Genomic DNA, 22,242 nt, shown 5'->3' with positions numbered 1-22,242 from the left:
TTAAAATGAAATAGTTAGTTCTCATTCTACTAATAGATACATTAATCGACAAGGCTATATTTTGTAAATTTTTCTTTACAATGGATATTAAAAATTTATAAAGTAAATGACAGTAGCTAAGATGAGGATAACAATACTTACAAAAAGCAGTGCATATTTTTTAGAAGTATAGGCAGCTTGAAGGTCACTCCAATTGTTCGGTTCGATTCCACTAATCCAAAAAATAATAATAGCAGAAAGTAAGATGGCGCTAATATTGACTAGTAATAACAAAATAGGGGTAACAGCTTCTTCAAACGCTGCAGAACCAATCATCATCCCGAATACAATAGCTGGGGGAAGTAATGCCACAGATACCATAACGCCTACAAGCGCCTCCGATACTCTTCTTGCAAAAGACAACGCGCCAGCGGCACCTGCTGCAATGGCCACAACGATATCCATTAATTCAATATTCGTTCGAGCTAGAAATTCTCTACTTTGGCTTGGTAATGGAAAGATGACTCCAAATAAGATGGCAATACTAATAGGAATTACAAGACCGAGTAGCGCGGTTGTAACAGCTTTTTTTATTATTTGATAATCTCCTAGGATGGAAGAAAATGCAATAGCAGTAAATGGTCCGATTAACGGAGCAATCACCATTGCACCAATAACAATAGCAGCACTGTCTTTGACAATTCCTGCAGTTGCTACAATAGCTGATAAAATAAGCAACCAAATGTAATTCAAGTTGATTCTACTAGAAGATTGAACTACATTATATAACTCGTGCCTACTCGCTCGAGCGATTTCTCTATTTTCTTCTTCCTTTTCATTTGGAGCAACTTCTTGTTTTATTCGGGGTAAATAGGTGGAGATGTTGTATAGAATTACTTTCAATTCATTTGTTTGATCATCATTCACTTCAAGAAAATCAAGGATTTCCTCTGTTTGTTTTTTATTAAGGACTATTTTCACTAGTTGTACTTGCTTAGAGACTTGGTGATGCCATTTTTCAATATATTCATATGCCTTAATCTCTTTTTCAAATGCCTCAAACCGGTCAGTAGGAATATATACTTCGATTAATTGGAGTTCCATGCTTGCCAATCCCTTCACAACAACATTAGTAAGATTTTACCCAATGATAGGATTATTATAAGTGTAGGGGGGCTAACCATAGAACTCCATCGATTATTTATTTAGGGAATGTTAATGTAACTGTTGTTCCTTTGTTTAATTCACTATCAAAGTCAATTGTTCCTTCGTGCATTTCCACAAGATTCTTCACAATCGAAAGTCCTAAACCTGTTCCACCATTTGCTCTAGATCTAGATTTATCGACTCGATAAAACCGTTCAAATAAGAACGGAATATCTTGTTTTTTTATTCCGATACCTGTATCGATAATTTTTACCTGAATGTGATTTCCTATATCGGTTACTTCTATTTTTATTTCTCCTTTTTCTGTATAACGGACTGCATTTTCGATAAGATTAGTAAAAATTTGCTCCATCCGATTCTTATCTGCATATAAGTGAATAGGGGTATTCGGTGTATAGACATGAAGCTTTAAACCCTTTTGATTCGCTCTAAATTGTGAACGACGCATCATTTCTTCTGCTAGCATATTGAGATTAAATGCTTCCTTGTTTAAATCAATTTTACCCTCTTCAATTTTGGATAAATCGGTTAAATCATCCATTAAATTACTAATATGGTCTGCTTCATTTTCAATAATTTCAAGAAACTCTTGTTTTTCTTCTTCTGATTGGTACATTTCATGTCTTACTGCATTAGCATATCCCTTTACGTAGGTTAATGGTGTTTTTAACTCATGGGTAATATTAGAAAAAAATTCATTTCTGTTTGTCTGATATCTCTCAAGAGTTTGTGACAGATGATTGATGGCAGTTGCGAGTGATCCAATCTCATCATTTGCTTGATAGTCTACTTTTCGAGAGAAATCTTTTTTCTCCGCTATTTGTTTTGCGACTTTCTCCATAGCTATTAGTGGACCACCAATTTTTTTGGAAATAAAGATAGTAAAGCCTATTGCCAGACCAATTGCACCTAGACTTGCTAAAATTACGAGGATGATAATATTATGAATAGAATTACTGATTAAACCAAAGGACGAGAATAAGATCACACTAGCATTTTCCTCATTTTTATTTTCTTTCACAATCGGTTGACCGACCTTTAAATAGGTAGAACCATTAAAGGAGACCTCCTCAATAACTGTTTCGCCTTTATGTAGATGCTGTAATTGATCGTCTGTTACTATTTGATTCGTTAATTCATCATGCCAATTTGCCTTTGTAATAATTTTACCATCTTGATCGACAATGACAGCACTTGTATTCGTCATTTCTGTTAAATGCTCTAATAACTGAATATTTTCAGGATCTTCTAATTCATTAATTTCCCCAGCATATTTTTCCGATAATTGCACAAGCTGTGTTTCTGTTTGATTAATGGAATAATTTAGAATAAGCTGTAAGACAATATATCCAAATGGAATTAAAATGATTAATTGCAAAAATAAAATCGTCGCACCAATTTTAAAAACCACACTATTTAACCTCATTGGAATCCTCCGTTATAAATTTATAACCAACTCCCCAAATAGTTTGAATTGGCTGATAAGGAAGTCCTGCTTTTTTTAATTTATCTCTCACATAGCGAACGTGTGAATCCACTGTTCTTATATCGACAATCTCATCCATTCCCCAAATCATATCCAATAATTGTTCCCTCGTATATACGCGATTTGGATGGGAGGCAAGCAAGTATAGAAGATCGAATTCTTTTGGGCTATACTTCAGTTCATTTCCTTTTACCTTCACAGATCTAGCTTGAGGATCAATAGACCATTCTGCAAAGTTTACCTGCTGATTCGTCGTCTTTTCCTTTGTATGGGAAAAATGTCTGAGCTGTACTTTCATACGTGCAATCAGCTCTTCTGGCTCAAATGGCTTGACGATATAATCATCTGCACCAATGTTTAACCCTTCTACCTTTTGTGATGTATCATTTAATGCGGTCAATAAGATGATAGGTACATCTGGTCTCATTTCCTTCATCTTCTTACATGCTTCCATTCCATCTAATTCCGGCATCATAATATCTAGTAACACAATACTTACATCGTTCTCTTTCATTTTATCAATGGCTTCCCTACCATTGGAAGCTTCTATCCATTCATATTTATTGCGAAGATGTAGTTTAAGCATTGTTCGCATTTGCCTTTCGTCATCTACAATTAAAACTGTCGGTTTTATCATGTCTATCCCTCTTTAGCTAAAATAATCCTCATTAAAATAGTATAGAAATTTGATGGAATAGTAAAGGTTCCAGTCTTTTTCAATTTGTTGTATCACAGTGCTAACCATCTAATCATAAAAGTTATGTTATCAATGTCTGTGATCTTTTTCACTATTTCCTATTTGTGCATTACGTAAAACACTTTCACTTCCTTTTCTATTCCCTCTTTGGTTCAAAATTGAACTTTCTATGACAAATTTTCTTTCATCATAATTTCATCATATTTAGATGTAACAATGGAGAAGAAAGAGGGGTAATCATTCCCATTACTGAACTGGATTTGTTTTGTATAGATGCTTTATGGAGGGAGTAATAAGATGAAGGCATTGAAAAAGGTCTATGGTCTATTTTTATTATTAGTCACACCGCTAATACTTGCTGGTTGTGAAAATAAATTAATAGTTTTTGATCCGAAGGGACCTGTAGCTAGAAATTTATCAGATTTAATTATATTCTCTATTATTTTTATGCTCATTATAGTAGCAGTAGTATTCATTTTGTTCACTGTCATTGTGTGGAAATATCGGGCAAGACCAAATGATGGAGATTTTGAACCGAAAGAAGAGAAAGGGAACCATATTTTAGAAATCATATGGTTTGGTATCCCTGTATTGATCGTTATTGCATTGATGATCCCTACAACAAAAACGATCTATGAAGTGGAAGATATCCCGCAAGGATATGAAGAGGAAGAACCACTGGTTATCCATGTAACTTCAGCTGACTGGAAATGGATATTTAGCTATCCAGACCAAAATATTGAAACAGTGAACTATATTAATATTCCGAAGGATCATCCAGTGCAATTTAAACTAACCTCAGCTGGAACGATGCAATCCTTCTGGGTACCTGAATTGGGTGGCCAAAAATATACCATGGCAAATATGCAAACAAACCTTTACTTAGTCGCAGACCAAGAAGGCTCTTTTTATGGTAGAAATACTAACTTCAATGGTAGAGGTTATGCCCATATGGATTTCGAAGTCCAAGCACAATCTAAAGAGGACTTTAATGAATGGATTCATGATGTGAAGAAAACAGCAAACAAACTAACAGAGGATCAATATGATGAGTTGTTAGAGCCTGGAGTGGTTGGTCGTATGACCTTTAATAATACTCATTTAGATTGGATAGACCATGCTAAAGGCGGATCAGCCGATTATATTCATCCTGAACTTTATGAGATTCAGCATGGAGAAGAAAAAGAGCAAGAATTAGATGGTCAACCTGAAATAGAATCTAAGCATCAATCAGAAAACGACCAGTCCGAACAACATAGTGATTCCTCCCATATGGAAGATCACTCTAATCATTAAAAGAGGTGGTGAAGAACATGTCCTTAGATGAATTTTTTGTAACTGGTGATCCATTAATACTAGGATCTCAAATTGCAATTGGCTTAACGATGATTGGGCTTTTAGCATTGATCACTTATTTAAAGAGATGGAAATGGTTGTGGAATGAATGGTTTACAACTGTTGATCATAAAAAAATTGGAATTATGTACATTATCTCAGGTGTCTTAATGTTTTTCAGAGGGGGAGTTGATGGGCTATTAATGAAGGCTCAAACCTCCAGACCTGAGTTAGACTTTTTAGATGCACAGCACTATGATGAGATCTTCACAACACATGGTGTGATCATGATTTTATTTATGGCAATGCCAATGTTAATCGGGATTATGAACGTTGTTGTTCCATTACAAATAGGAGCACGAGACGTTGCTTTCCCTAAATTAAATGCATTAAGTTTTTGGCTATTCTTTGCTGCAGCGATGCTATTTAACGTATCCTTTGTTATTGGCGGTTCGCCAGATGCAGGATGGACATCTTATTTTCCTCTAGCAGGTAAGGAATTTACTCCTGGCGTCGGAAATAACTATTATGCAATAGCCATTCAGATCGCCGGTATTGGGACATTGATGTCAGGGATTAACTTTGTTGTGACAATTATAAAAATGCGTGCACCTGGTATGTCTTGGATGAAGATGCCTATCTTTGTATGGACTAGTTTAATCACATCCATCATTATCGTGGCAGCATTCCCAATCTTCACTGTTGCTTTACTATATATGTCCATGGACCGTTTATTCGGTACACACTTCTTTACTGTGGCGAGTGGTGGAGATCCAATGCTATGGCTCAACTTGTTCTGGTTATGGGGACACCCAGAAGTTTATATTGTTGTGCTACCAGCTTTCGGTATGTTCTCTGAGGTTATTGCTACTTTTGCACGTAAAAATTTATATGGCTATAAATCTATGGTATTTGCCGTTGCGGGTATCGCATTTCTAAGTATGCTCGTATGGGTACACCATTTCTATACAATGGGTAATAGTGCGGCAGTTAACTCAATCTTCTCCTTAACTACCATGATGATTGCCATACCGACAGGAGTAAAAATATTTAACTGGCTATTTACTTTAAGAAAAGGTCGAATTGAATTTTCAACGTCGATGCTTTGGGCTTTGGCCTTTATTCCATGTTTTACAATCGGTGGGGTAACTGGAGTAATGCTTGCGATGGCAGCAGCTGACTACCAATATCACAATACCATGTTCTTAGTGGCACACTTCCACTATGTATTGATTCCAGGTGTCGTATTTGCTGTATTTGCAGCTCTATATTACTGGTGGCCAAAAATGTTTGGATTTAAATTAAATGAAAAAATTGGAAAATGGCATTTCTGGTTATTTGTTATAGGCTTTAACCTAACCTTTATGCCAATGTTCTTTGTCGGATTAGATGGTATGTCTCGACGTCTATACACCTATGCGGAAAGCACTGGCTGGGGAGCATGGCTAGGAGTCTCTGCAGTAGGATCACTGATTATGGCGGCAGGATTTGCAGCATTATGCTATAACATTTACTGGAGCTTCCGCTATGCAAAACGTGATGCAGGCAATGATCCTTGGAATGCTCGAACGCTAGAATGGTCAACAGCATCACCTGCGCCACACTACAATTTCGCAGTAGTTCCAAAAGTTGATCGTTTAGATGATTTCTGGCACAAGAAGAAATCAGGCAAGCTAGGTCTGAAAAAATCTGAATTGAAGCCTGTCCATATGCCAAGTAATAGTTGGACTCCAGTTTTCCTTGGTGTAGCATTTGGCATTGTTGGATTTTTCCTAGTATTTGAATGGTTTACGCTAGCGATTATATCAAGTGTATTGATTATTATTGGATTAATTGCGAATAGTTTTGATTACGATTATGGGTATCATATACCTGTTGAAGAATTAGAGGAAGAAGAACGAGAATGGAGGGGTGAATTAAAATGAGCTCACACACAGAAACACCTTTAGAATATAAATCACAACAGAGTCAAATGAATATATTAGGCTTTTGGATATTTTTAGGTGCTGAGATTGTCCTATTCTCTACCTTGTTTGCTTCCTATTTCGTTCTAGAGCATAACACAGCAGGTGGTCCTGCAGGTCAAGACATTTTTGTTTTAAAGGATGTCTTGATCGAAACTTTTTTACTATTAACTAGTAGCTTCACTTCAGGCCTTGCTATTCACGCTATGCGAAATCACGATAAAAAAGGCTTACTCACTTGGATGATTGTGACCTTATTATTGGGTGCAGGATTCTTATATTTTGAAATTAATGAGTTTCTTCATTTCATTCATGAAGGTGCAACCATTCAAACGAGTGGTTTTACTGCTGGATTATTCACGTTATTAGGTACTCATGGTGCTCACGTAACCTTCGGGATTATTTGGATTAGTTTATTACTAGTGCAATTAGTTCGCCGTGGAATTACTGAAAAGACTTCCAGTAAATTGTTTATCGCAAGTTTATATTGGCACTTCTTAGACGTTGTATGGATTTTTATTTTTACATTCGTCTATCTGAAAGGAATGGTGATATAGATGAGTGCAAAGTCAAATCATTTTCCATGGAATCTTTTAATTGGGTTTCTTCTGTCGATTGCACTAACATTACTTGCTGTTTTTGTTAAGTTTTATACAGACTTCTCAAGTTTGGTGATCTTGTGGATTATTGGTGCATTTGCCATTTTCCAAGCATTAATTCAGTTGTTTATGTTCATGCACGTAACGGAAGGTAAAGAAGGGGTCATTAATATTGTAAATATTGTTTATAGTGTGTTCTTAGCACTTGTTATTGTATTTGGATCCATTTGGGTTCTAACATCAGGCCATGCAGCGCACTAAAAAAGCGGAGAGGGAGACCTCTTCGCTTTTTTTACACCTTTAACAATGGAGAAAGTCGAACATAGCGAAATTATCTAAGTTGCTTTATACAAAATAAAAAATAGTGAAAGACTAATACTGTGATAATTTGTCGAATAATTTTACTTCTTATATATTGTTCGATAAAATATAAGGTAATAAATAATTGCAGAAAATGGGGCGGTTAGATGAAAAAGATAGCATGGATTACCGATAGTTCTTCAGGTTTATCAAAGGAATTCGCGGAGAAACATAATATATACATCCTTCCACTTAATGTTATTATAAACGGGAAAACCTATCGTGAGGATGTCGACTTAACGAAAGAGGAATTCTATCAGCTTTTACAAAAGCATGGGGACGATGCGAAAACAAGTCAGCCAGCCTTTGGTGATTTTGTGGAATTATATGAAAAACTAAAAAAAGAGTATGACTGCGGTATTGCACTCCATGCTTCAAGTCAACTAACAGGCACGTACCAAAGCTCTGTTTCTGCATCTGAATTAACCGGATTTGAAGTGGAGGTCATTGATTCTAAGATAGGTGATTTTGCTTTAGGGAAAATGATTAAAAATGGTCTGGAAATGCACAGAAATGGTAAGAGCTTTCAACAAATTGTTGAAAAGATTCGCGATTTGCCTAAGCTTGCTCAAATGTACTTAATGCCACAAAGCTTTGAGCAAATGCGTAAAAGTGGTAGAGTAACCACTACACAATCCATATTTGCTTCCTTGTTAAATATACATGTTATTCTTGGATTTGATAATGGTAAGGTGGTCATCAAGGACAAAGTAAGAATAAAAAAAAGGGCAAAGAAGAAAATGTTTCATTTAATAGATGAAGCGATGAATGCTTATTCATTAAAGGAAATATGTATTCTACATGGTGGGGTAATCGACCAAGCCCAGCAATGGAAGAGTGAGCTTGAACAGCTCTATCAGGAATTGAAAATTCAAATACAAACATTAGTACCAGTAGCAGGTGTACACACAGGTCATGGAACAATGTGTGTGGCATGGTTACGCGATCAATAAGGATAGGAGATGTCAGAGGTAGCTCTTTGACATCTTCTTATTTGGAAATAGGTTGAGATTGCGTTAAAGTAATACATAGACAAATAGAAAGGAAGAGGAGAATGGGACAAGGATTTGATACAAAATCTGTACATATTACAATGAAACGAGACGGAATTCCAACAAAGGTTACACCAATTCATCAAACCTCTGCTTTTACATTTAAAGATTTAGAAGATATTGAAAACTTTTATACAGGGGAACGTGATTATTTATATACACGTGTTGGAAATCCTAACACAGATGAGCTCGGTCAAGCAGTTGCGAAGCTTGAGGGTGCTCCGAGTGGGATAGCAACATCGTCTGGATTATCGGCTATACTTGTGGGATTACTTTCTGTAGTGAAATCAGGAGATCATGTATTAGCATCCAATGATTTGTACGGAGGTACCTATGAGCTACTTGCCAATGAATTGACGGAATTCGGAATAGAGGTTAGCTTCATATCCTTTGATGCAGAAATAGAAGAGCATATTCAGCCAAATACTGTCTTATTATATACAGAATCCATTACGAATCCGTTATTACGTGTGGAAAATCTTAAAAAAGTTGTCGAAATCGCAAAGAAACATCAGCTGAAAACAATGATAGACAATACATTTGCAACACCTTACTTAGTTCAACCATATGTATTAGGAGTAGATTTAGTTGTCCATAGTGCTACGAAATATTTAGGTGGGCATAGTGATATTACTGCTGGTGTTGTGGTTGGCAGCGAGAATTTAATAGCGAACGCACGAAAGAAGTGTGTTAACCTAGGAGCAAACCTGAGTCCGTTCGAAGCATGGTTAACAGTAAGAGGGATGAAGACATTAGGGGTAAGAATGGAACGTCATGTACAAAATGCCCAAAAACTAGCAAAATCGTTAGAGGAACATCCAGCTGTTAGAAGGGTTTATTATCCTACATTTGTGTCTGAACAGGGAAATGGTGCTATTGTTACAATAGAATTAGCAGAAAATGCTGATATTGATACCTTTTTCCAATCATTAGCATGGATTAAAATTGTCGCAACATTAGCAGGGGTGGAAACAACGGTATCCTATCCAATCGGAACCTCTCACCGAAACTTGCCTGAAGCTGCTCAAAAGGAGTTAGGAATTACAAAAGGTTTAGTACGGATTTCTGTAGGAATTGAGGAAGCATCTGATATTATTGAAGCAATAACACATGCGTTAAATATTGCTAAAAAATGAGGTGAGTTTAATGAAATATGCGGTCATTACTGGTACGTCTAAAGGATTAGGTGCTTCTATTGCAAAATTGCTTATGGAAGCTTCTTATCATGTGATTGGTTTAGCACGTAGTCAAAATGATGAGTTGAAGCAATTATCAACACATGGGAGCTATCAGCATTATCAAACAGACTTGTCAGATCTAAAAGCAACAGAAGCTACTTTTAACCAAATCATTCATTCATTACAAGATAAAGAGCTAGAATCGTTAGTACTGGTACAAAATGCAGCAGTTGTGACACCGATTGAACAGGTTGGTAAACAGAACAATGATCAAATTATAGATCATGTTCATATCAATTTAGCATCACCGATGATCGTCACTAACATATGGCTCGATGCTTGGAGAAATACAACATTTCCACTTATTCTCGTTAATGTAACCTCTGGAGCAGCAAATCGATCCGTTTATGGTTGGAATGCTTATGGAAGTACGAAAGCAGCTCTCGATCGATATACTAAAACAGTTGCATTAGAGCAAGAAGAGTTAGAAACAGAAAATAAAGTATTCCTTTTTGATCCAAGCATCATGGATACAGATATGCAGGGAGAGATTAGATCTGCTGATAAAAGCCAATTTATAGATGTAGAGAAATTTAAAGCATATAAAACCGAAAACAATCTACGTGATACAAGTAAAGTAGCAAAAGTATTAGTAGATCGTCTATTGAATCCTACATTGGTCAAAAATGGAGAGTACTTAAGTGTAAAAGACATTATATAGCCGAGTATAGGTAACAACCCATTTTTTAAAAAACGAAGGACATTTTCCCCTTTTTTACATACGTTATAAGTGTAAGTATTAAAGGAGGGATGAATCATGGGTGCACAACAATGTGGAGGATACGGTTCAGGCTTCGCGCTAATCGTTGTCTTATTTATTCTATTGATCATTATCGGTGCTTCTTGGGGTTACGGCGGATACTAAGGTTATTCACACAAGGCTTCTCGCAATTTAGCGGGAGCCTGCGTTTTATTCATCTATATATTATCTTTAATAAAGAAAAAACTGGCATGGCTAAAAGCTCCACGCCAGTTTTTTGTAGGTGAAGAGGTCAGTACACAACTTCTTAGCAAAATATGATAAACTGTTTAAGGAATGATATAAGTTTTTGGTATTGGTAGAAAGGAAGTTTGAAATGATTACAAGAAAAAGTAAACGTGAAATAGAAATGATGCACGATGCAGGAAAATTACTTGCTAAGTGCCATAAAGAAATCGCGAAAAGAATAAAGCCAGGAATAACAACAAAGGAAATTGATGATTTTGTTGAGGAATTTCTTGCAGAACATGGGGCAACACCAGAACAAAAAGGCTACAGTGGCTATCCCTATGCTACTTGTGCGTCTGTGAATGATGAAATCTGTCATGGATTTCCACGGGAAGAAAAACTAGTACAAGGTGATATTGTTACAATTGATATGGTAGTGAATTTAAAAGGTGGATTAGCCGACTCTGCATGGACTTATGTTGTTGGCGAAGCGGACGATAAAACCAAAAAATTATTAGATGTAACAAAAAATTCTTTGTACAAAGGGATAGAACAAGCACAGCCAGGAAATCGTATTGGAGATATCGGCCATGCTATACAGCAATATGCTGAAGGAGAAGGTTACTCAGTCGTTAGAGATTTTACCGGTCATGGAATTGGTCGAACAATTCATGAGGATCCACATATTCCACACTATGGACTACCGGGAAAAGGTCCTCGTCTAAAAGAAGGAATGGTCGTAACAATCGAACCAATGATTAATGAAGGTGATTGGAAAAGTAAAATGGATGATAATAATTGGACAGCTCGAACTATTGATGGAGGTCGTTCTGCGCAATTTGAACATACGATCGTTATTACTAATGATGGTCCATTGATTTTAACAGACCAAGAAGGAGAAATTGACTGAAAGCTAAAATGGACAAACAGAAGCGATCACTAAAAAGAATACAGATAAGGGATGGCTTTATAGCAGGTTCCCCAATTGTTATTGGTTATATCCCAATAGCGATAGCGTATGGTGTACTTGCTAAACAAGCAGGTATGAGCCTATTTGAGTTAACTGGCATGAGTATTCTTGTTTATGCTGGTGCTTCTCAATTTATGGGAGCTGGGATGATTGGCCTAGGTGCAAGTGCTTTAGAGATTATTGTAGCAACCTTTGTTCTTAATTTTAGGCATTTTGTTTTAAGTCTTTCCTTTGTCAATCAAATGAAGCAATATCCTTTAAAATGGAAGCTACCTCTTGTCCTTGGGCTAACCGATGAAACCTTTTCCGTTTCCTCCATTTACAAAAAGCAAGTAGATCATAGATATGGAGCCTACTTTTATGGAACCATTATACTAACCTCCTACTTATCTTGGGTAATAGGATCATTATTAGGAGGAGTTTTAGGTGATGTTATTCCAGAAAGGCTCAGTCAAAGTATGGGAGTTGCACTTTATGCGATGTTCATTGGACTATTAATTCCTTCAGTTAGGAAATATAAACGTGTTGCAGTAATTAGTGTTGTTGCAATGCTTATCAATTATTTAGTCACACCGTATATTGGACAAGGATGGGGAATTGTTGTTGGCACCATTCTTGGTGGTCTTGCGGGAGTGTTTATACTGGAGGAGGATAAGGTATGATTTGGGTGATTATTATTGGGATGGCATTAGTGACGATAATTCCTAGGATAATCCCGGCTTTTATCGTAGATCTTATTCATTTTCCTGAGTGGGTAAATAAATGGTTAAAGGCAATCCCTTATGCCGCATTAGGTGCTCTCATTTTTCCAGGAATTCTATCTGTCATTCCTGATAAGCCTTTCGTCGGGTTAGTTGCAGGAGTTGCTGCCATATTATTAGCATGGTTTAGGGTACATATTATTTTCGTTGTTCTGTTGAGCATCCTCACCGTTGTGGTTCTTACGATCTCAGTGGGGTGAATAACCCCACTGGATCCTCACTATTTCTTAAAGGGCTCAATATGAATATGCGTATGGGGCACATTGTGATTATGCTTAAGCATATCCTCTAGATGATCTGTTATACGATGACTTGCCTCAACCGTAAGCTGAGGATCAACAAAAATCGTTGCTTCAATAAGAGCCTGATTTCCATGCATTCTTCCTTTCACATCTTTAATTTCCAGAACCTCAGAATGAGAATAGATCGCTTGTTTAATTTCCTCAAGATCATCCGGCTGAAATCCATCTGTCAACGTGTGAGTGGCTTCGCGGAAGATATCCCAAGCTGTTTTACAAATAATGATTCCCACAATAGAGCCTGCTAAAGGATCAAGCCAAAATAGTTGAAATTGTGCACCAATTATACCAATAAAAGCACCAATGCTGACTAAAGCATCTGATTTATTGTCTTGTGCTGCTGCTAATAGTGCCGTACTATTCACTTTTTTGCCAAGCCGGAGGTTGTACAAATAAACGAGATACATAAAGATTGCAGAGCCGATAGCAACCCAAGCTGTAAGTAAATTAGGCTCTGTGTAATGACCTATAACAATTGACCGGATTGTATCATATAATACTTGTAAACCGATTGTCATCATAATAAATGCTGCAAGAAGAGATGCAATCATTTCTGCTCGAAAATGACCATAATGGTGATCTTCATCAGGAGGTTTTCGAGAGATTCTTAAACCAATTAACACAGCGACAGATGCAATAATATCTGTAGCGTTATTTAGTCCATCTGCTTTTAGAGCAGAAGAGTTCCCAATTTGAGCAACAATCAATTTTATCGTAGCAAGCAATAAATAGGCAACAATGCTTATCCATGCTCCTATTTCCGCCTTCTTATATTTTTCATATGGATTCATGAATCGTCCCCGCACTTTCGGTTTTTGGTATAATAAGCTTATCAAATGTATGAAAGTAATGTCTAGTCTTACTCTTTTCTCTACGGATTAGTATTACCTAATTGTTTAGATTTACAGAACAATGATCGGTGATAAATTTCACGAACCTGAAATACACAGCATCTCTTGAGGTTTAATGGCGTTCTATTTAGGGAATTACTTAGTAACAAAGAATTAAAGGAGGCGTGCTCCATGAAAAAGCAGAAGGTAAGTTATCGTTTAAAATCATTTCAACAAAACGGTGATAAAAAGCTGATCGCCAAAAGAGAAATACCATTTGAAATTAAGCTTGCTTCACAGTTAGTGCTTGATGATCTTTGTTTTAGTTGGAACAAAGCACGCTTAGAAGAGAAATTAAATGAAGCTATTGATCAACAGGACATCGAATCATTTAAGCGCTTAAGCGATTCTTATAAAAGTTATATATGGGAAGCATAGAGATAAACCTCGTCCGTAATTGAGTGACGAGGTTTATTATATTTGTTATAGTAGAAGAAGTGAAAAAATAGAGAGGATAGAAATTTGATGAAGGAAAAGCTTTTCGTTATGCTACTAATGGGGACCATTTTAGTAGGATGTCAACAAGAGAATTCAACAGATAAAGACCAGAAAGAAGAAACACCTACTGTGGAAAACAACCAACAGGAGGAAACCCCTTCTGATCAAGAAAAAAATGATCAGCAAGAGGAACAAAATAAAGCAGAAGAAGCAAGTACTACAGAAGATAAAAATGTTTCAGATGAAGAAGAGCTCAAGGTGGATGAGAATGGGCTTTTAATCGTTGATAATCCAAAAAGTGTAGAAGTAATTGTAAATAAACAGAGAAGGTTGCCTGATGGGTATGAGCCGACAGATTTAGTGGAACCAAATGTTTCTTTTTATGCAGAAGAAGGAGATCCAAAACGTCAATTACGTCAAATAGCTGCAACGGCCTTGGAGAAGTTATTTGAAGGTGCTAAAGCTGATGGCTTAGAGTTAGTGGCGGTTTCAGGCTATCGTTCCTATGATAGACAAAAAGCAATATATGAGAACAATGTGGCACAAAACGGTCAGGAGCATGCGGATAAATATTCTGCAAGACCTGGAACAAGTGAACATCAAACAGGTCTTGCGATGGATGTTGCCTCAGCAGCCTTAGTTTCTGTTCTTGAGCCAAGCTTTATCCAGACGGAGGAAGGACAGTGGTTAGAGGAACATGCCCATGAATATGGCTTTATTATTCGATATCCAGAAGGCAAGGATGATATTACAGGATATAGCTATGAGCCGTGGCATGTCAGATATGTCGGAAAAGAAATTGCAACAGAAGTGTATGAACAACAAACAACGCTGGAGGAATTTTTTGGGTTATATCCGTAAAAATTAATGATGTCATTTCACCAAATGTCACTTATGATCATAGCCTATAACATACAATGTTTTGAAGGAAGCTGGTGATTTGGTGAAACTGATGACTGGAATGCTAGTAACGAGATATTCCCATCAACATGATATTGTTTTTCGTATTAAGAATATCGTTGAGAATACAGTAATTCTCCATGGTGAGGATTTACGTTTAGAAGCAGATGCTCCTATTGAAGATGTTAGAGTTCTACCTGAGGATGATATACGAGAGCGACAAGAGGAGATGAAGGATAAAGAGGAATATTCTTATCGTATGTTCCGTCAAGATTACCAATTAATGAAAGAAAAGAAGGATATGAAACATAAACGGGATGAGCCTAGTAATATTGCTCGCTTTCAGCTACCTGTTAAAGTTCTCCATATCGATGGAGACCGGCTCTACTTAAAAAAATGCATTGATTTATATCAAAGACTTGGATTGCAAGTCCATGGTGTCTATCTTCAAGAAAATGAACTTCCCCTAGAAATAGATACTATTATTCGAAAGATACAGCCAGAGATTTTAGTAGTAACAGGACATGATGCCTATTCCAAATCTAAAGGGGCAAAAAAGGAACTAACTGCCTATCGGAACTCCAAATACTTTGTGGAAACGGTAAGAAAAGCAAGAATGTGGGAGCCTAATCTAGATCAATTAATCATTTTTGCTGGTGCCTGTCAATCCCATTTTGAGTCGATCATCCGTGCTGGAGCAAATTTTGCTAGTTCTCCGGAACGCATTAATATTCATGCATTAGACCCCGTATATGTCATTGCAAAGATCGCTTATACGCCGTTTATGGATAAGGTCAATGTATATGATGTTTTAAAGAATACGATGACAGGAGAAAAAGGATTAGGTGGCATGGAAACAAAAGGCTTGTTTCGAACAGGCTTACCATATGTGGAGACGAAATAGTGGCATGGATGTCACTATTTTTTTTTACTTAAATTAACAAGTGGCGGACGTAAAGTTTTCACATGATAGAAGAATACAATTATCGCTTTTTTTGGTACAATAAAAGGGAATGAAGATTAGAGAGGGAGAGTGGAAATGGATTATCGTTTGGAACGTGACACGATTGGTGAAATCAAAGTCGCAAGTGATAAATATTGGGGGGCACAAACACAGCGTAGCAAGGAAAACTTCCCAATTGGCAACGAAAAAATGCCACTTGAAATAATTGAAGGCTTTGCTATTTTAAAGCGAAGTGCTGCTATCGTTAATAGTGAATTAGGATTAATGGAAAAAGAAAAAGCTGAGGCTATAACCTATGCAGCAGATAAAATATTAGCAGGTGAACTAACAGAGCATTTTCCACTAGTTGTTTGGCAGACTGGTAGTGGTACTCAATCGAATATGAATGTGAACGAGGTTATTGCATATGTTGGTAACCAATGGTTAAAAGAACAAAATAGTGAGATAACCTTACATCCAAATGATGATGTAAATAAGTCGCAAAGCTCGAATGATACTTATCCAACCGCCTTACATATTGCTGCAGTGAGAAAATTAGAGGATGTATTGATACCTGCCTTACACATTATTAAGCAAACATTAAAAGAGAAGATGGAAGCGTTTCATGATGTTGTGAAAATCGGGAGAACACATCTTCAAGATGCTACACCATTAACGTTAGGTCAGGAAATTAGTGGCTGGCATCGTATGATCGAAAAAACGGAGTTAATGATCGAGAACAGCCTCCCACATGTGAAGGAATTAGCAATTGGTGGTACAGCAGTAGGAACTGGTTTAAATGCCCACCCTGAATTCTCAGAACGAGTGACCGAAAAAATTAGTGCATATACGGAAAAACAATTTATTTCAGCTCCGAATAAATTCCATGCTTTAACAAGTCATGACGAACTAGTATTTGCTCATGGTGCTTTAAAAGGGTTAGCAGCAGATTTAATGAAAATCGCAAATGACGTTCGTTGGTTAGCAAGCGGACCACGTTGCGGAATTGGTGAGATTGCTATCCCTGCTAATGAACCGGGTAGCTCAATCATGCCTGGTAAGGTTAACCCAACACAGAGTGAAGCAATAACAATGGTAGCAACACAGGTAATGGGGAATGATGCAGCAATTGGCTTTGCGGCAAGTCAAGGAAACTTTGAGCTAAATGTTTTCAAACCAGTTATTGCATATAATTTTCTTCAATCTGCCCAACTTTTAGCTGATAGTATGCTATCATTTAATGATCGATGTCTAATTGGACTTGAACCAAATTATGAGCAAATCAAGAAAAATCTTAATGATTCCTTGATGCTTGTAACGGCGTTAAATCCTCATATTGGTTACGAGAATGCAGCTAAAATTGCCAAAAAGGCATTTAATGATAATACTACATTGAAAGAAGCGGCAATCGAATTAGGTTTATTAACGGCAGAACAATTTGATGAGTGGATTAAGCCTGAAGAAATGACTTACCCTAAATAGAAATGACCTTTATTAAATGGATATATTGCTAGAAATTACTAATGGGATTTTGGCATATTGATTTCCTTTTTGTTCACAATATGGTGTACAGGAGGTGATTATAAATGGCAACTAACAATTCCAATCAATTAGTTGTTCCTGGCGTTGAACAAGCTCTAGATCAAATGAAATATGAGATTGCACAAGAGTTTGGAGTAAACTTAGGTGCAGATTCAACTTCTCGCGCTAACGGTTCTGTTGGTGGAGAAATCACTAAAAGACTAGTACAAATGGCTGAACAACAGTTTGGCGGAAGACCACAATAACGAAAATTGTTTGATATGAAGAAAGGGGCGCAATGATGCGCCTCTTTTTGTACTGATAAGTTGTCACAATACTAGTCGTCAATAGAATGTGATTCGAGAAGGTGATCATGATGTTTGTATGTTTAGTTTGTAATGGGATGGAATCCTTTTCCTATACTTGTCCTGCTTGTCATACCGAGATGCGGGATGGTGGGAAGGTCGTTGATTTTTATGGAGATTATTCCCCTTATATAGAGATAGAAGACGGAAAAATGATTGATGGTGATCCAGTAAGTAGTGATGAACACAGGTGTATACATTTCGGGGTTTGTCCAGCATGTAGTTATGTCCAAGAAGTTAGTATTGAAGAAGACACAATCTAAGTTATAGAATGTAATAAAATAAACGCATAGCACCACTTGCTATGCGTTTACTCATATAGTTGAAAATTGGCAGACTATTTAATACGTTCTTCTGAATCCTTATCAAAGAAGTGAGACTTATGCATATCAAAAGCAAGATCGATTTTCTCTCCACCATGAATGTCCGTACGAGAATCTACACGTGCTACAAATTCTTGACCATTTACCTCTGAATAAAGGTAAGACTCAGAACCCATTAATTCAGAAACGTCGATAGTTGCAGTAATCTTGGAACCAGGGTTTGCATCTAAGAAAACTGGCTCATCATGGATATCTTCAGGACGAACACCTAAAACAATCTCTTTACCAACATAACCTTGCTCACGTAGAACCTTCATTTTACCTTCTGGTACTGCTACCTTAGTATCACTAAGATTAACGTGACCTTCATCTAATGTTCCAGTAAAGAAGTTCATTGCTGGAGAACCGATAAATCCACCAACAAAAATGTTGTTAGGCTTATCGTATACTTCTTTTGGTGCACCAACTTGTTGAATAATTCCGTCTTTTAATACAACTAGTCGAGTTGCCATTGTCATCGCTTCTGTTTGGTCGTGTGTAACGTAAATAGTAGTTGTTTGAAGGCGATGGTGAAGCTTTTGAATTTCTGCACGCATTTGTACACGGAGCTTTGCATCCAAGTTTGATAAAGGCTCATCCATTAAGAATACCTTTGCATCACGGACAATCGCACGTCCTAACGCAACACGTTGACGTTGACCACCGGAGAGTGCTTTTGGTTTACGATCTAGGTATGCTTCTAGTCCAAGAATACGAGCAGCTTCCTTTACACGACGCTCGATTTCGTCTTTCTTAAATTTACGTAGTTTCAAACCAAATGCCATGTTATCGTATACATTCATGTGAGGATAGAGGGCATAGTTTTGGAATACCATCGCAATATCGCGATCTTTTGGAGCTACATCATTCATTAATTTATCATCAATATAGAATTCTCCACCTGAAATTTCTTCTAGACCTGCAATCATTCGTAATGTGGTTGACTTACCGCAACCTGAAGGACCTACGAAAACGATAAACTCTTTGTCTTTAATTTCAAGGTTAAAGTTATCTACTGCTTTACCTTCATCTTTGTTATAGATTTTGTCAATATTTCTTAATGATAGTTCTGCCATTGTATTCCCTCCTAAATTTGTTGAAAGCGTTTCATCTATAGGTTATAGTTTACTAATAAAGTATCCAAACGTAAATAGCTATCGTGCACAAAAAATGTCGAGGGCTTTGTGCACGATTACAGAAAACGGATACAAGCTTTTCACAGCGTGCTTATCGACCTAGAGATCCACCTTTCACGGTTGGAGAATCATCAAAAAATACTAAGCCAATTGTGTTCTTAAAATTAGGCACAGATATACCGCTAACGCACCATCAAATTTCTTCACATCAATCCCCGTTTTTTCAATGAATTTATCTACACGGTATTGGAGACTATTTCGGTGCATAAACATTTTCTTAGCTGCAAGAGTCGTGTTTGAATTGGATTCCAAGAACACTTGTATCGTCTTAAGTAATTCCTCTTCTTCTATAACAGTATGAAGAATGGAGTGATAAAGAAGATGTTTCTCCTCATCAGATAAATGTTGCATGACAAGATATGGAATAGCCTTAATATAATACATTACTTCTCTGTTTTGACTTTTCGTTAGCTTATAACATTTTTTTAACCATTGGTAATATTTGGCTGCCTCTGTGATATGGTAGAGAGTAGGCCCAATAAATAATTGGATGTTCATATAGAAATCCGTTGTTAATACTTCAATAATCTCAGAATAGGAAATATCCTCGTCCGTTGTTTGTTCTCCTTCTATGATAAGTATTCCTTCATGATTATTTTCCCACAGAATCGGTATTTGTACAGGAAATAACCCATAAATAGCTTCACGAAATGCTTCAGGGTCTACGGTATCATCTGAAAAGGAGAAATAAACAAAATAATACTTCTCAAAACTATCCTCCATTAATGTTCTAGGAATTTCATGATGAAATAAAACATCCATCCATTTTTTTTCCCGAGCATTTGTAGGAGGTTCATTTGCAAAATATGGTGTCAACAAAATCTCCAGTAGCTCTTTTTCTCTATCGGATAAATCACTCGCAGGTATACCAATAATTTCATTATCCTTCGTTATAAACCATTTGTACTCTGCAGAATCATAGCTGCTTTCTTCTGTTGCTTTGGTTAAATTAGGGAACATTTGTTGTAATTGCACAAGCATATTCTAGCCTCTTTCATTCAGTCTTAACTTTAGTATAACAAAGTGTACAGTGATTGCATAAATGATAAATAGAAAAAACGCACTTGAGTGTGCGCTTTTCGTGTAGTGCAAGCGGAGACCAAACATCATGGAGGCTGAGACATAACTAAATAGAGTAGAGAGAATCCGAGTAAACTTCTGATTGGGCGGTTTCAGTGCACATAGGATTTTTCCTTCCAGTCACTTTATTTAATCATCGCTTTCTGATGGAAATTTGTCGTTTTGCTTTGGTAATTCTCTAGCTTGTTCGATTTGCATTCTTCCATGAATCGAATAGGTAGTACCACCTGCCATTCCTTCATTAATCATGCGATCTACGTCTAATTCATGTGTTTCTCTTGGATCTTTTTCTTTCTTTGAAGATGGTTTTGCCATATTCATCCCTCCTTGCCTTTTATTTTGCACAAACTAGGAAAGGTTCATTCTTTTTTGATTGTGTAAATAGAAGGAGTAGCGGAAGAGGTGCTCAATCATATCCAGAGCAAATGGATATAGCGTACCGTGGTCTAGAATTCTCCAGCTCGGACGAGAGTAGACATCAAGTAACCATGTTCTTTTTTCTTTATCGATAGCAACATCAAAAGCAAGCTCACCAAGGTTTTTATCTAACCGATTTTCTAAGATTTTACTTAATGTTACAGCCATTTTTGCAATCTTTATTTGAAAGGCTTCCTCCTCTTTTTCGGTAAAAAGGTTGGACAATGGGACTAAGTTTGAGCGATTAGAATGTCTAACTTGATAAGCTGCAATTAGCGTGGTTACCCATTTATTGTTTTCATTTTTATTACTGTTTACACGAAATATAATCTCACTATCATGATAAGTAAATAGAGCATGTGCTTCCTCCATGACATAATGCTGAAAGCCTTTGGGAAAACGTCTAGTTTTTAATAGATCAAATGAAGGAAAATACATCTCTTTGCTATTAGGGGGCGCATCCGTCTGAATAAGAATAAATTGCTCCTTTCTTTTTACTATTAAATAGCTTTCTTCCCCACGATATTTTTGTAATGGTTTCAAATAGATGGAGGTAGAATTTAGCCAGTCCTTAACCGACTGTTCGGAAGGCTGGAATATTGCCTGTGGTAAAAGATGTCTTGATTCATTATCCTGGAAAAGATATTCATACACCTGCCATTTGTTAAAAAAATCATGATTAAATATAATAGAAGTGGATTGTAATCCTTGCTTTATTTTTTTAATTTGATGGTGAGCTTCTAATTTTCTGTTTGGAATTCTGTTATAAATAACGAATGGGATGTCAACATTAGTTGTTAACCATTGCTGCTTATAATATTGATAAGCCTGTATTTTTTGTTTCGATAAATCTACATCCTTATATCCAAAAACATAAGTGATAAAACCATATTTCTCCCCTACTTGGACAATCTCTTTTAATTGGTGAGCACTTCGATGTAATTGTCTCGAATTGGCGATGAATATGCCTAAGGTATAAGTAATCACACAAGTATCTCCAATAAATCGCATAGAATAATGATGATTATTTTGGAGATGCAATTGTTGCATCAGTGCAGAGGAAATATATATGGTGTCCGTTCGCTGGTAATGACTTAGACATTCACAAGTAGTGGAGTATGGTCCATTTTTAATTTTGCGGATGACAGTATTATATCGATAAATGTCGTGTGGCACAATAATGCGTGGTTTTGGGTTCGTATATTCCTTAATTCGAAGTTGATCCATGATCATACTTCCTTTCTTTATCACAGTAATTGTCCGTAGACTACATATTAAAATGTGGAAAAGTTAAT

General features: G+C 36.6%; 25 protein-coding genes. 17 read left to right on the top strand and 8 right to left on the bottom strand.

Going from position 1 to position 22,242, the window contains the following annotated elements; all coding sequences use genetic code 11:
- Window positions 1-87 precede the first annotated feature (87 nt).
- From DLJ74_RS18155 to DLJ74_RS18145, 3 genes are all read right to left on the bottom strand, one after another.
- Window positions 88-1,083: a TIGR00341 family protein gene (locus tag DLJ74_RS18155; RefSeq protein ID WP_109985533.1), complete on the bottom strand. Its 996-nt coding sequence runs from the start codon at window positions 1,081-1,083 to the stop codon at window positions 88-90.
- 97 nt (window positions 1,084-1,180) lie between these two features.
- Window positions 1,181-2,572 (bottom strand): sensor histidine kinase, encoded by a 1,392-nt coding sequence (locus tag DLJ74_RS18150; protein ID WP_109985532.1) that lies wholly within the window; start codon window positions 2,570-2,572, stop codon window positions 1,181-1,183.
- Window positions 2,559-3,269 (bottom strand): response regulator transcription factor, encoded by a 711-nt coding sequence (locus DLJ74_RS18145; protein ID WP_109985531.1) that lies wholly within the window; start codon window positions 3,267-3,269, stop codon window positions 2,559-2,561. The genes DLJ74_RS18150 and DLJ74_RS18145 overlap by 14 nt, the downstream gene beginning before the upstream one ends.
- Before the next feature lie 357 nt (window positions 3,270-3,626).
- On the opposite strand from DLJ74_RS18145, the gene qoxA reads away from it, so the two are divergent.
- The 11 genes from qoxA (at window position 3,627) to DLJ74_RS18090 (ending at window position 12,736) form a co-directional block, all read left to right on the top strand.
- Complete coding sequence (qoxA, locus tag DLJ74_RS18140; protein WP_109985530.1) at window positions 3,627-4,625, top strand: cytochrome aa3 quinol oxidase subunit II; 999 nt, start codon at window positions 3,627-3,629, stop codon at window positions 4,623-4,625.
- A gap of 17 nt (window positions 4,626-4,642) precedes the next feature.
- On the top strand, window positions 4,643-6,589 hold the full coding sequence (qoxB, locus tag DLJ74_RS18135) for a cytochrome aa3 quinol oxidase subunit I (RefSeq protein ID WP_109985529.1): 1,947 nt from the start codon (window positions 4,643-4,645) through the stop codon (window positions 6,587-6,589).
- The gene (gene qoxC / locus DLJ74_RS18130; protein WP_054861357.1) at window positions 6,586-7,185 is read left to right on the top strand and encodes a cytochrome aa3 quinol oxidase subunit III; all 600 of its coding nucleotides are present in this window, start codon (window positions 6,586-6,588) and stop codon (window positions 7,183-7,185) included. Before qoxB ends, qoxC begins: the two co-directional genes overlap by 4 nt.
- The gene (gene qoxD / locus DLJ74_RS18125) at window positions 7,186-7,488 is read left to right on the top strand and encodes a cytochrome aa3 quinol oxidase subunit IV (RefSeq protein ID WP_054788510.1); all 303 of its coding nucleotides are present in this window, start codon (window positions 7,186-7,188) and stop codon (window positions 7,486-7,488) included.
- Between the two features lie 206 nt (window positions 7,489-7,694).
- Window positions 7,695-8,540 (top strand): DegV family protein, encoded by an 846-nt coding sequence (locus tag DLJ74_RS18120; protein ID WP_109985528.1) that lies wholly within the window; start codon window positions 7,695-7,697, stop codon window positions 8,538-8,540.
- 101 nt (window positions 8,541-8,641) lie between these two features.
- Window positions 8,642-9,775: a trans-sulfuration enzyme family protein gene (locus DLJ74_RS18115; RefSeq protein ID WP_109985527.1), complete on the top strand. Its 1,134-nt coding sequence runs from the start codon at window positions 8,642-8,644 to the stop codon at window positions 9,773-9,775.
- Between the two features lie 10 nt (window positions 9,776-9,785).
- Window positions 9,786-10,538, top strand: a complete 753-nt coding sequence (locus DLJ74_RS18110) for a (S)-benzoin forming benzil reductase (RefSeq protein ID WP_109985526.1) — start codon at window positions 9,786-9,788, stop codon at window positions 10,536-10,538.
- A 96-nt stretch (window positions 10,539-10,634) separates the two neighbouring features.
- Complete coding sequence (locus DLJ74_RS18105; protein WP_109985525.1) at window positions 10,635-10,742, top strand: YjcZ family sporulation protein; 108 nt, start codon at window positions 10,635-10,637, stop codon at window positions 10,740-10,742.
- 211 nt (window positions 10,743-10,953) lie between these two features.
- Entirely contained in the window at window positions 10,954-11,715 is a 762-nt protein-coding gene (gene map, locus DLJ74_RS18100; protein WP_109985524.1) for a type I methionyl aminopeptidase, read from the top strand.
- A gap of 8 nt (window positions 11,716-11,723) precedes the next feature.
- A complete protein-coding gene (locus tag DLJ74_RS18095; RefSeq protein ID WP_054788508.1) occupies window positions 11,724-12,437 on the top strand; it encodes an AzlC family ABC transporter permease in 714 nt (237 codons plus the stop codon).
- On the top strand, window positions 12,434-12,736 hold the full coding sequence (locus DLJ74_RS18090; RefSeq protein ID WP_109985523.1) for an AzlD domain-containing protein: 303 nt from the start codon (window positions 12,434-12,436) through the stop codon (window positions 12,734-12,736). Before DLJ74_RS18095 ends, DLJ74_RS18090 begins: the two co-directional genes overlap by 4 nt.
- 20 nt (window positions 12,737-12,756) lie before the next feature.
- Here DLJ74_RS18090 and DLJ74_RS18085 read toward each other — a convergent pair whose 3' ends face one another.
- Window positions 12,757-13,626, bottom strand: coding sequence for a cation diffusion facilitator family transporter (locus DLJ74_RS18085; RefSeq protein WP_109985522.1), 870 nt, complete (start codon window positions 13,624-13,626; stop codon window positions 12,757-12,759).
- A gap of 231 nt (window positions 13,627-13,857) precedes the next feature.
- Between DLJ74_RS18085 and DLJ74_RS18080 the strand changes: the two genes are divergently transcribed.
- The 6 genes from DLJ74_RS18080 to DLJ74_RS18055 all read left to right on the top strand — a co-directional run bounded on the left by DLJ74_RS18080 (window position 13,858) and on the right by DLJ74_RS18055 (window position 18,155).
- Window positions 13,858-14,103, top strand: a complete 246-nt coding sequence (locus DLJ74_RS18080) for a hypothetical protein (RefSeq protein WP_054788506.1) — start codon at window positions 13,858-13,860, stop codon at window positions 14,101-14,103.
- Window positions 14,104-14,190: 87 nt separating this feature from the next.
- On the top strand, window positions 14,191-15,024 hold the full coding sequence (locus tag DLJ74_RS18075; protein WP_109985521.1) for a M15 family metallopeptidase: 834 nt from the start codon (window positions 14,191-14,193) through the stop codon (window positions 15,022-15,024).
- Window positions 15,025-15,106: 82 nt separating this feature from the next.
- The gene (yabG, locus tag DLJ74_RS18070; protein ID WP_109985657.1) at window positions 15,107-15,967 is read left to right on the top strand and encodes a sporulation peptidase YabG; all 861 of its coding nucleotides are present in this window, start codon (window positions 15,107-15,109) and stop codon (window positions 15,965-15,967) included.
- A 135-nt stretch (window positions 15,968-16,102) separates the two neighbouring features.
- Window positions 16,103-17,488, top strand: coding sequence for a class II fumarate hydratase (fumC, locus tag DLJ74_RS18065; RefSeq protein ID WP_109985520.1), 1,386 nt, complete (start codon window positions 16,103-16,105; stop codon window positions 17,486-17,488).
- Window positions 17,489-17,592: 104 nt separating this feature from the next.
- Entirely contained in the window at window positions 17,593-17,793 is a 201-nt protein-coding gene (locus tag DLJ74_RS18060) for an alpha/beta-type small acid-soluble spore protein (RefSeq protein ID WP_054788504.1), read from the top strand.
- Between the two features lie 110 nt (window positions 17,794-17,903).
- A complete protein-coding gene (locus DLJ74_RS18055; RefSeq protein ID WP_109985519.1) occupies window positions 17,904-18,155 on the top strand; it encodes a hypothetical protein in 252 nt (83 codons plus the stop codon).
- A 74-nt stretch (window positions 18,156-18,229) separates the two neighbouring features.
- Here DLJ74_RS18055 and DLJ74_RS18050 read toward each other — a convergent pair whose 3' ends face one another.
- The 4 genes from DLJ74_RS18050 to DLJ74_RS18035 form a co-directional block, all read right to left on the bottom strand.
- A complete protein-coding gene (locus tag DLJ74_RS18050) occupies window positions 18,230-19,330 on the bottom strand; it encodes an ABC transporter ATP-binding protein (protein WP_054861351.1) in 1,101 nt (366 codons plus the stop codon).
- A 201-nt stretch (window positions 19,331-19,531) separates the two neighbouring features.
- Window positions 19,532-20,431 (bottom strand): PucR family transcriptional regulator, encoded by a 900-nt coding sequence (locus DLJ74_RS18045; RefSeq protein ID WP_054861350.1) that lies wholly within the window; start codon window positions 20,429-20,431, stop codon window positions 19,532-19,534.
- 228 nt (window positions 20,432-20,659) lie between these two features.
- Window positions 20,660-20,845 carry a hypothetical protein gene (locus tag DLJ74_RS18040; RefSeq protein ID WP_054788501.1) on the bottom strand — a complete coding sequence of 62 codons (186 nt, stop codon included), beginning with the start codon at window positions 20,843-20,845 and terminating at the stop codon, window positions 20,660-20,662.
- Between the two features lie 33 nt (window positions 20,846-20,878).
- Window positions 20,879-22,174 carry a YheC/YheD family protein gene (locus DLJ74_RS18035; protein WP_181397662.1) on the bottom strand — a complete coding sequence of 432 codons (1,296 nt, stop codon included), beginning with the start codon at window positions 22,172-22,174 and terminating at the stop codon, window positions 20,879-20,881.
- Between the last annotated feature and the right edge of the window lie 68 nt (window positions 22,175-22,242).

The sequence above is a fragment of the Gracilibacillus dipsosauri genome (assembly GCF_003176895.1).
Classification (GTDB): Bacteria; Bacillota; Bacilli; order Bacillales; family Amphibacillaceae; genus Gracilibacillus; species Gracilibacillus dipsosauri.
The sequence above is the reverse complement of the archived record's forward strand: the minus strand, read 5'-3'. Positions and strand labels throughout refer to the sequence as shown.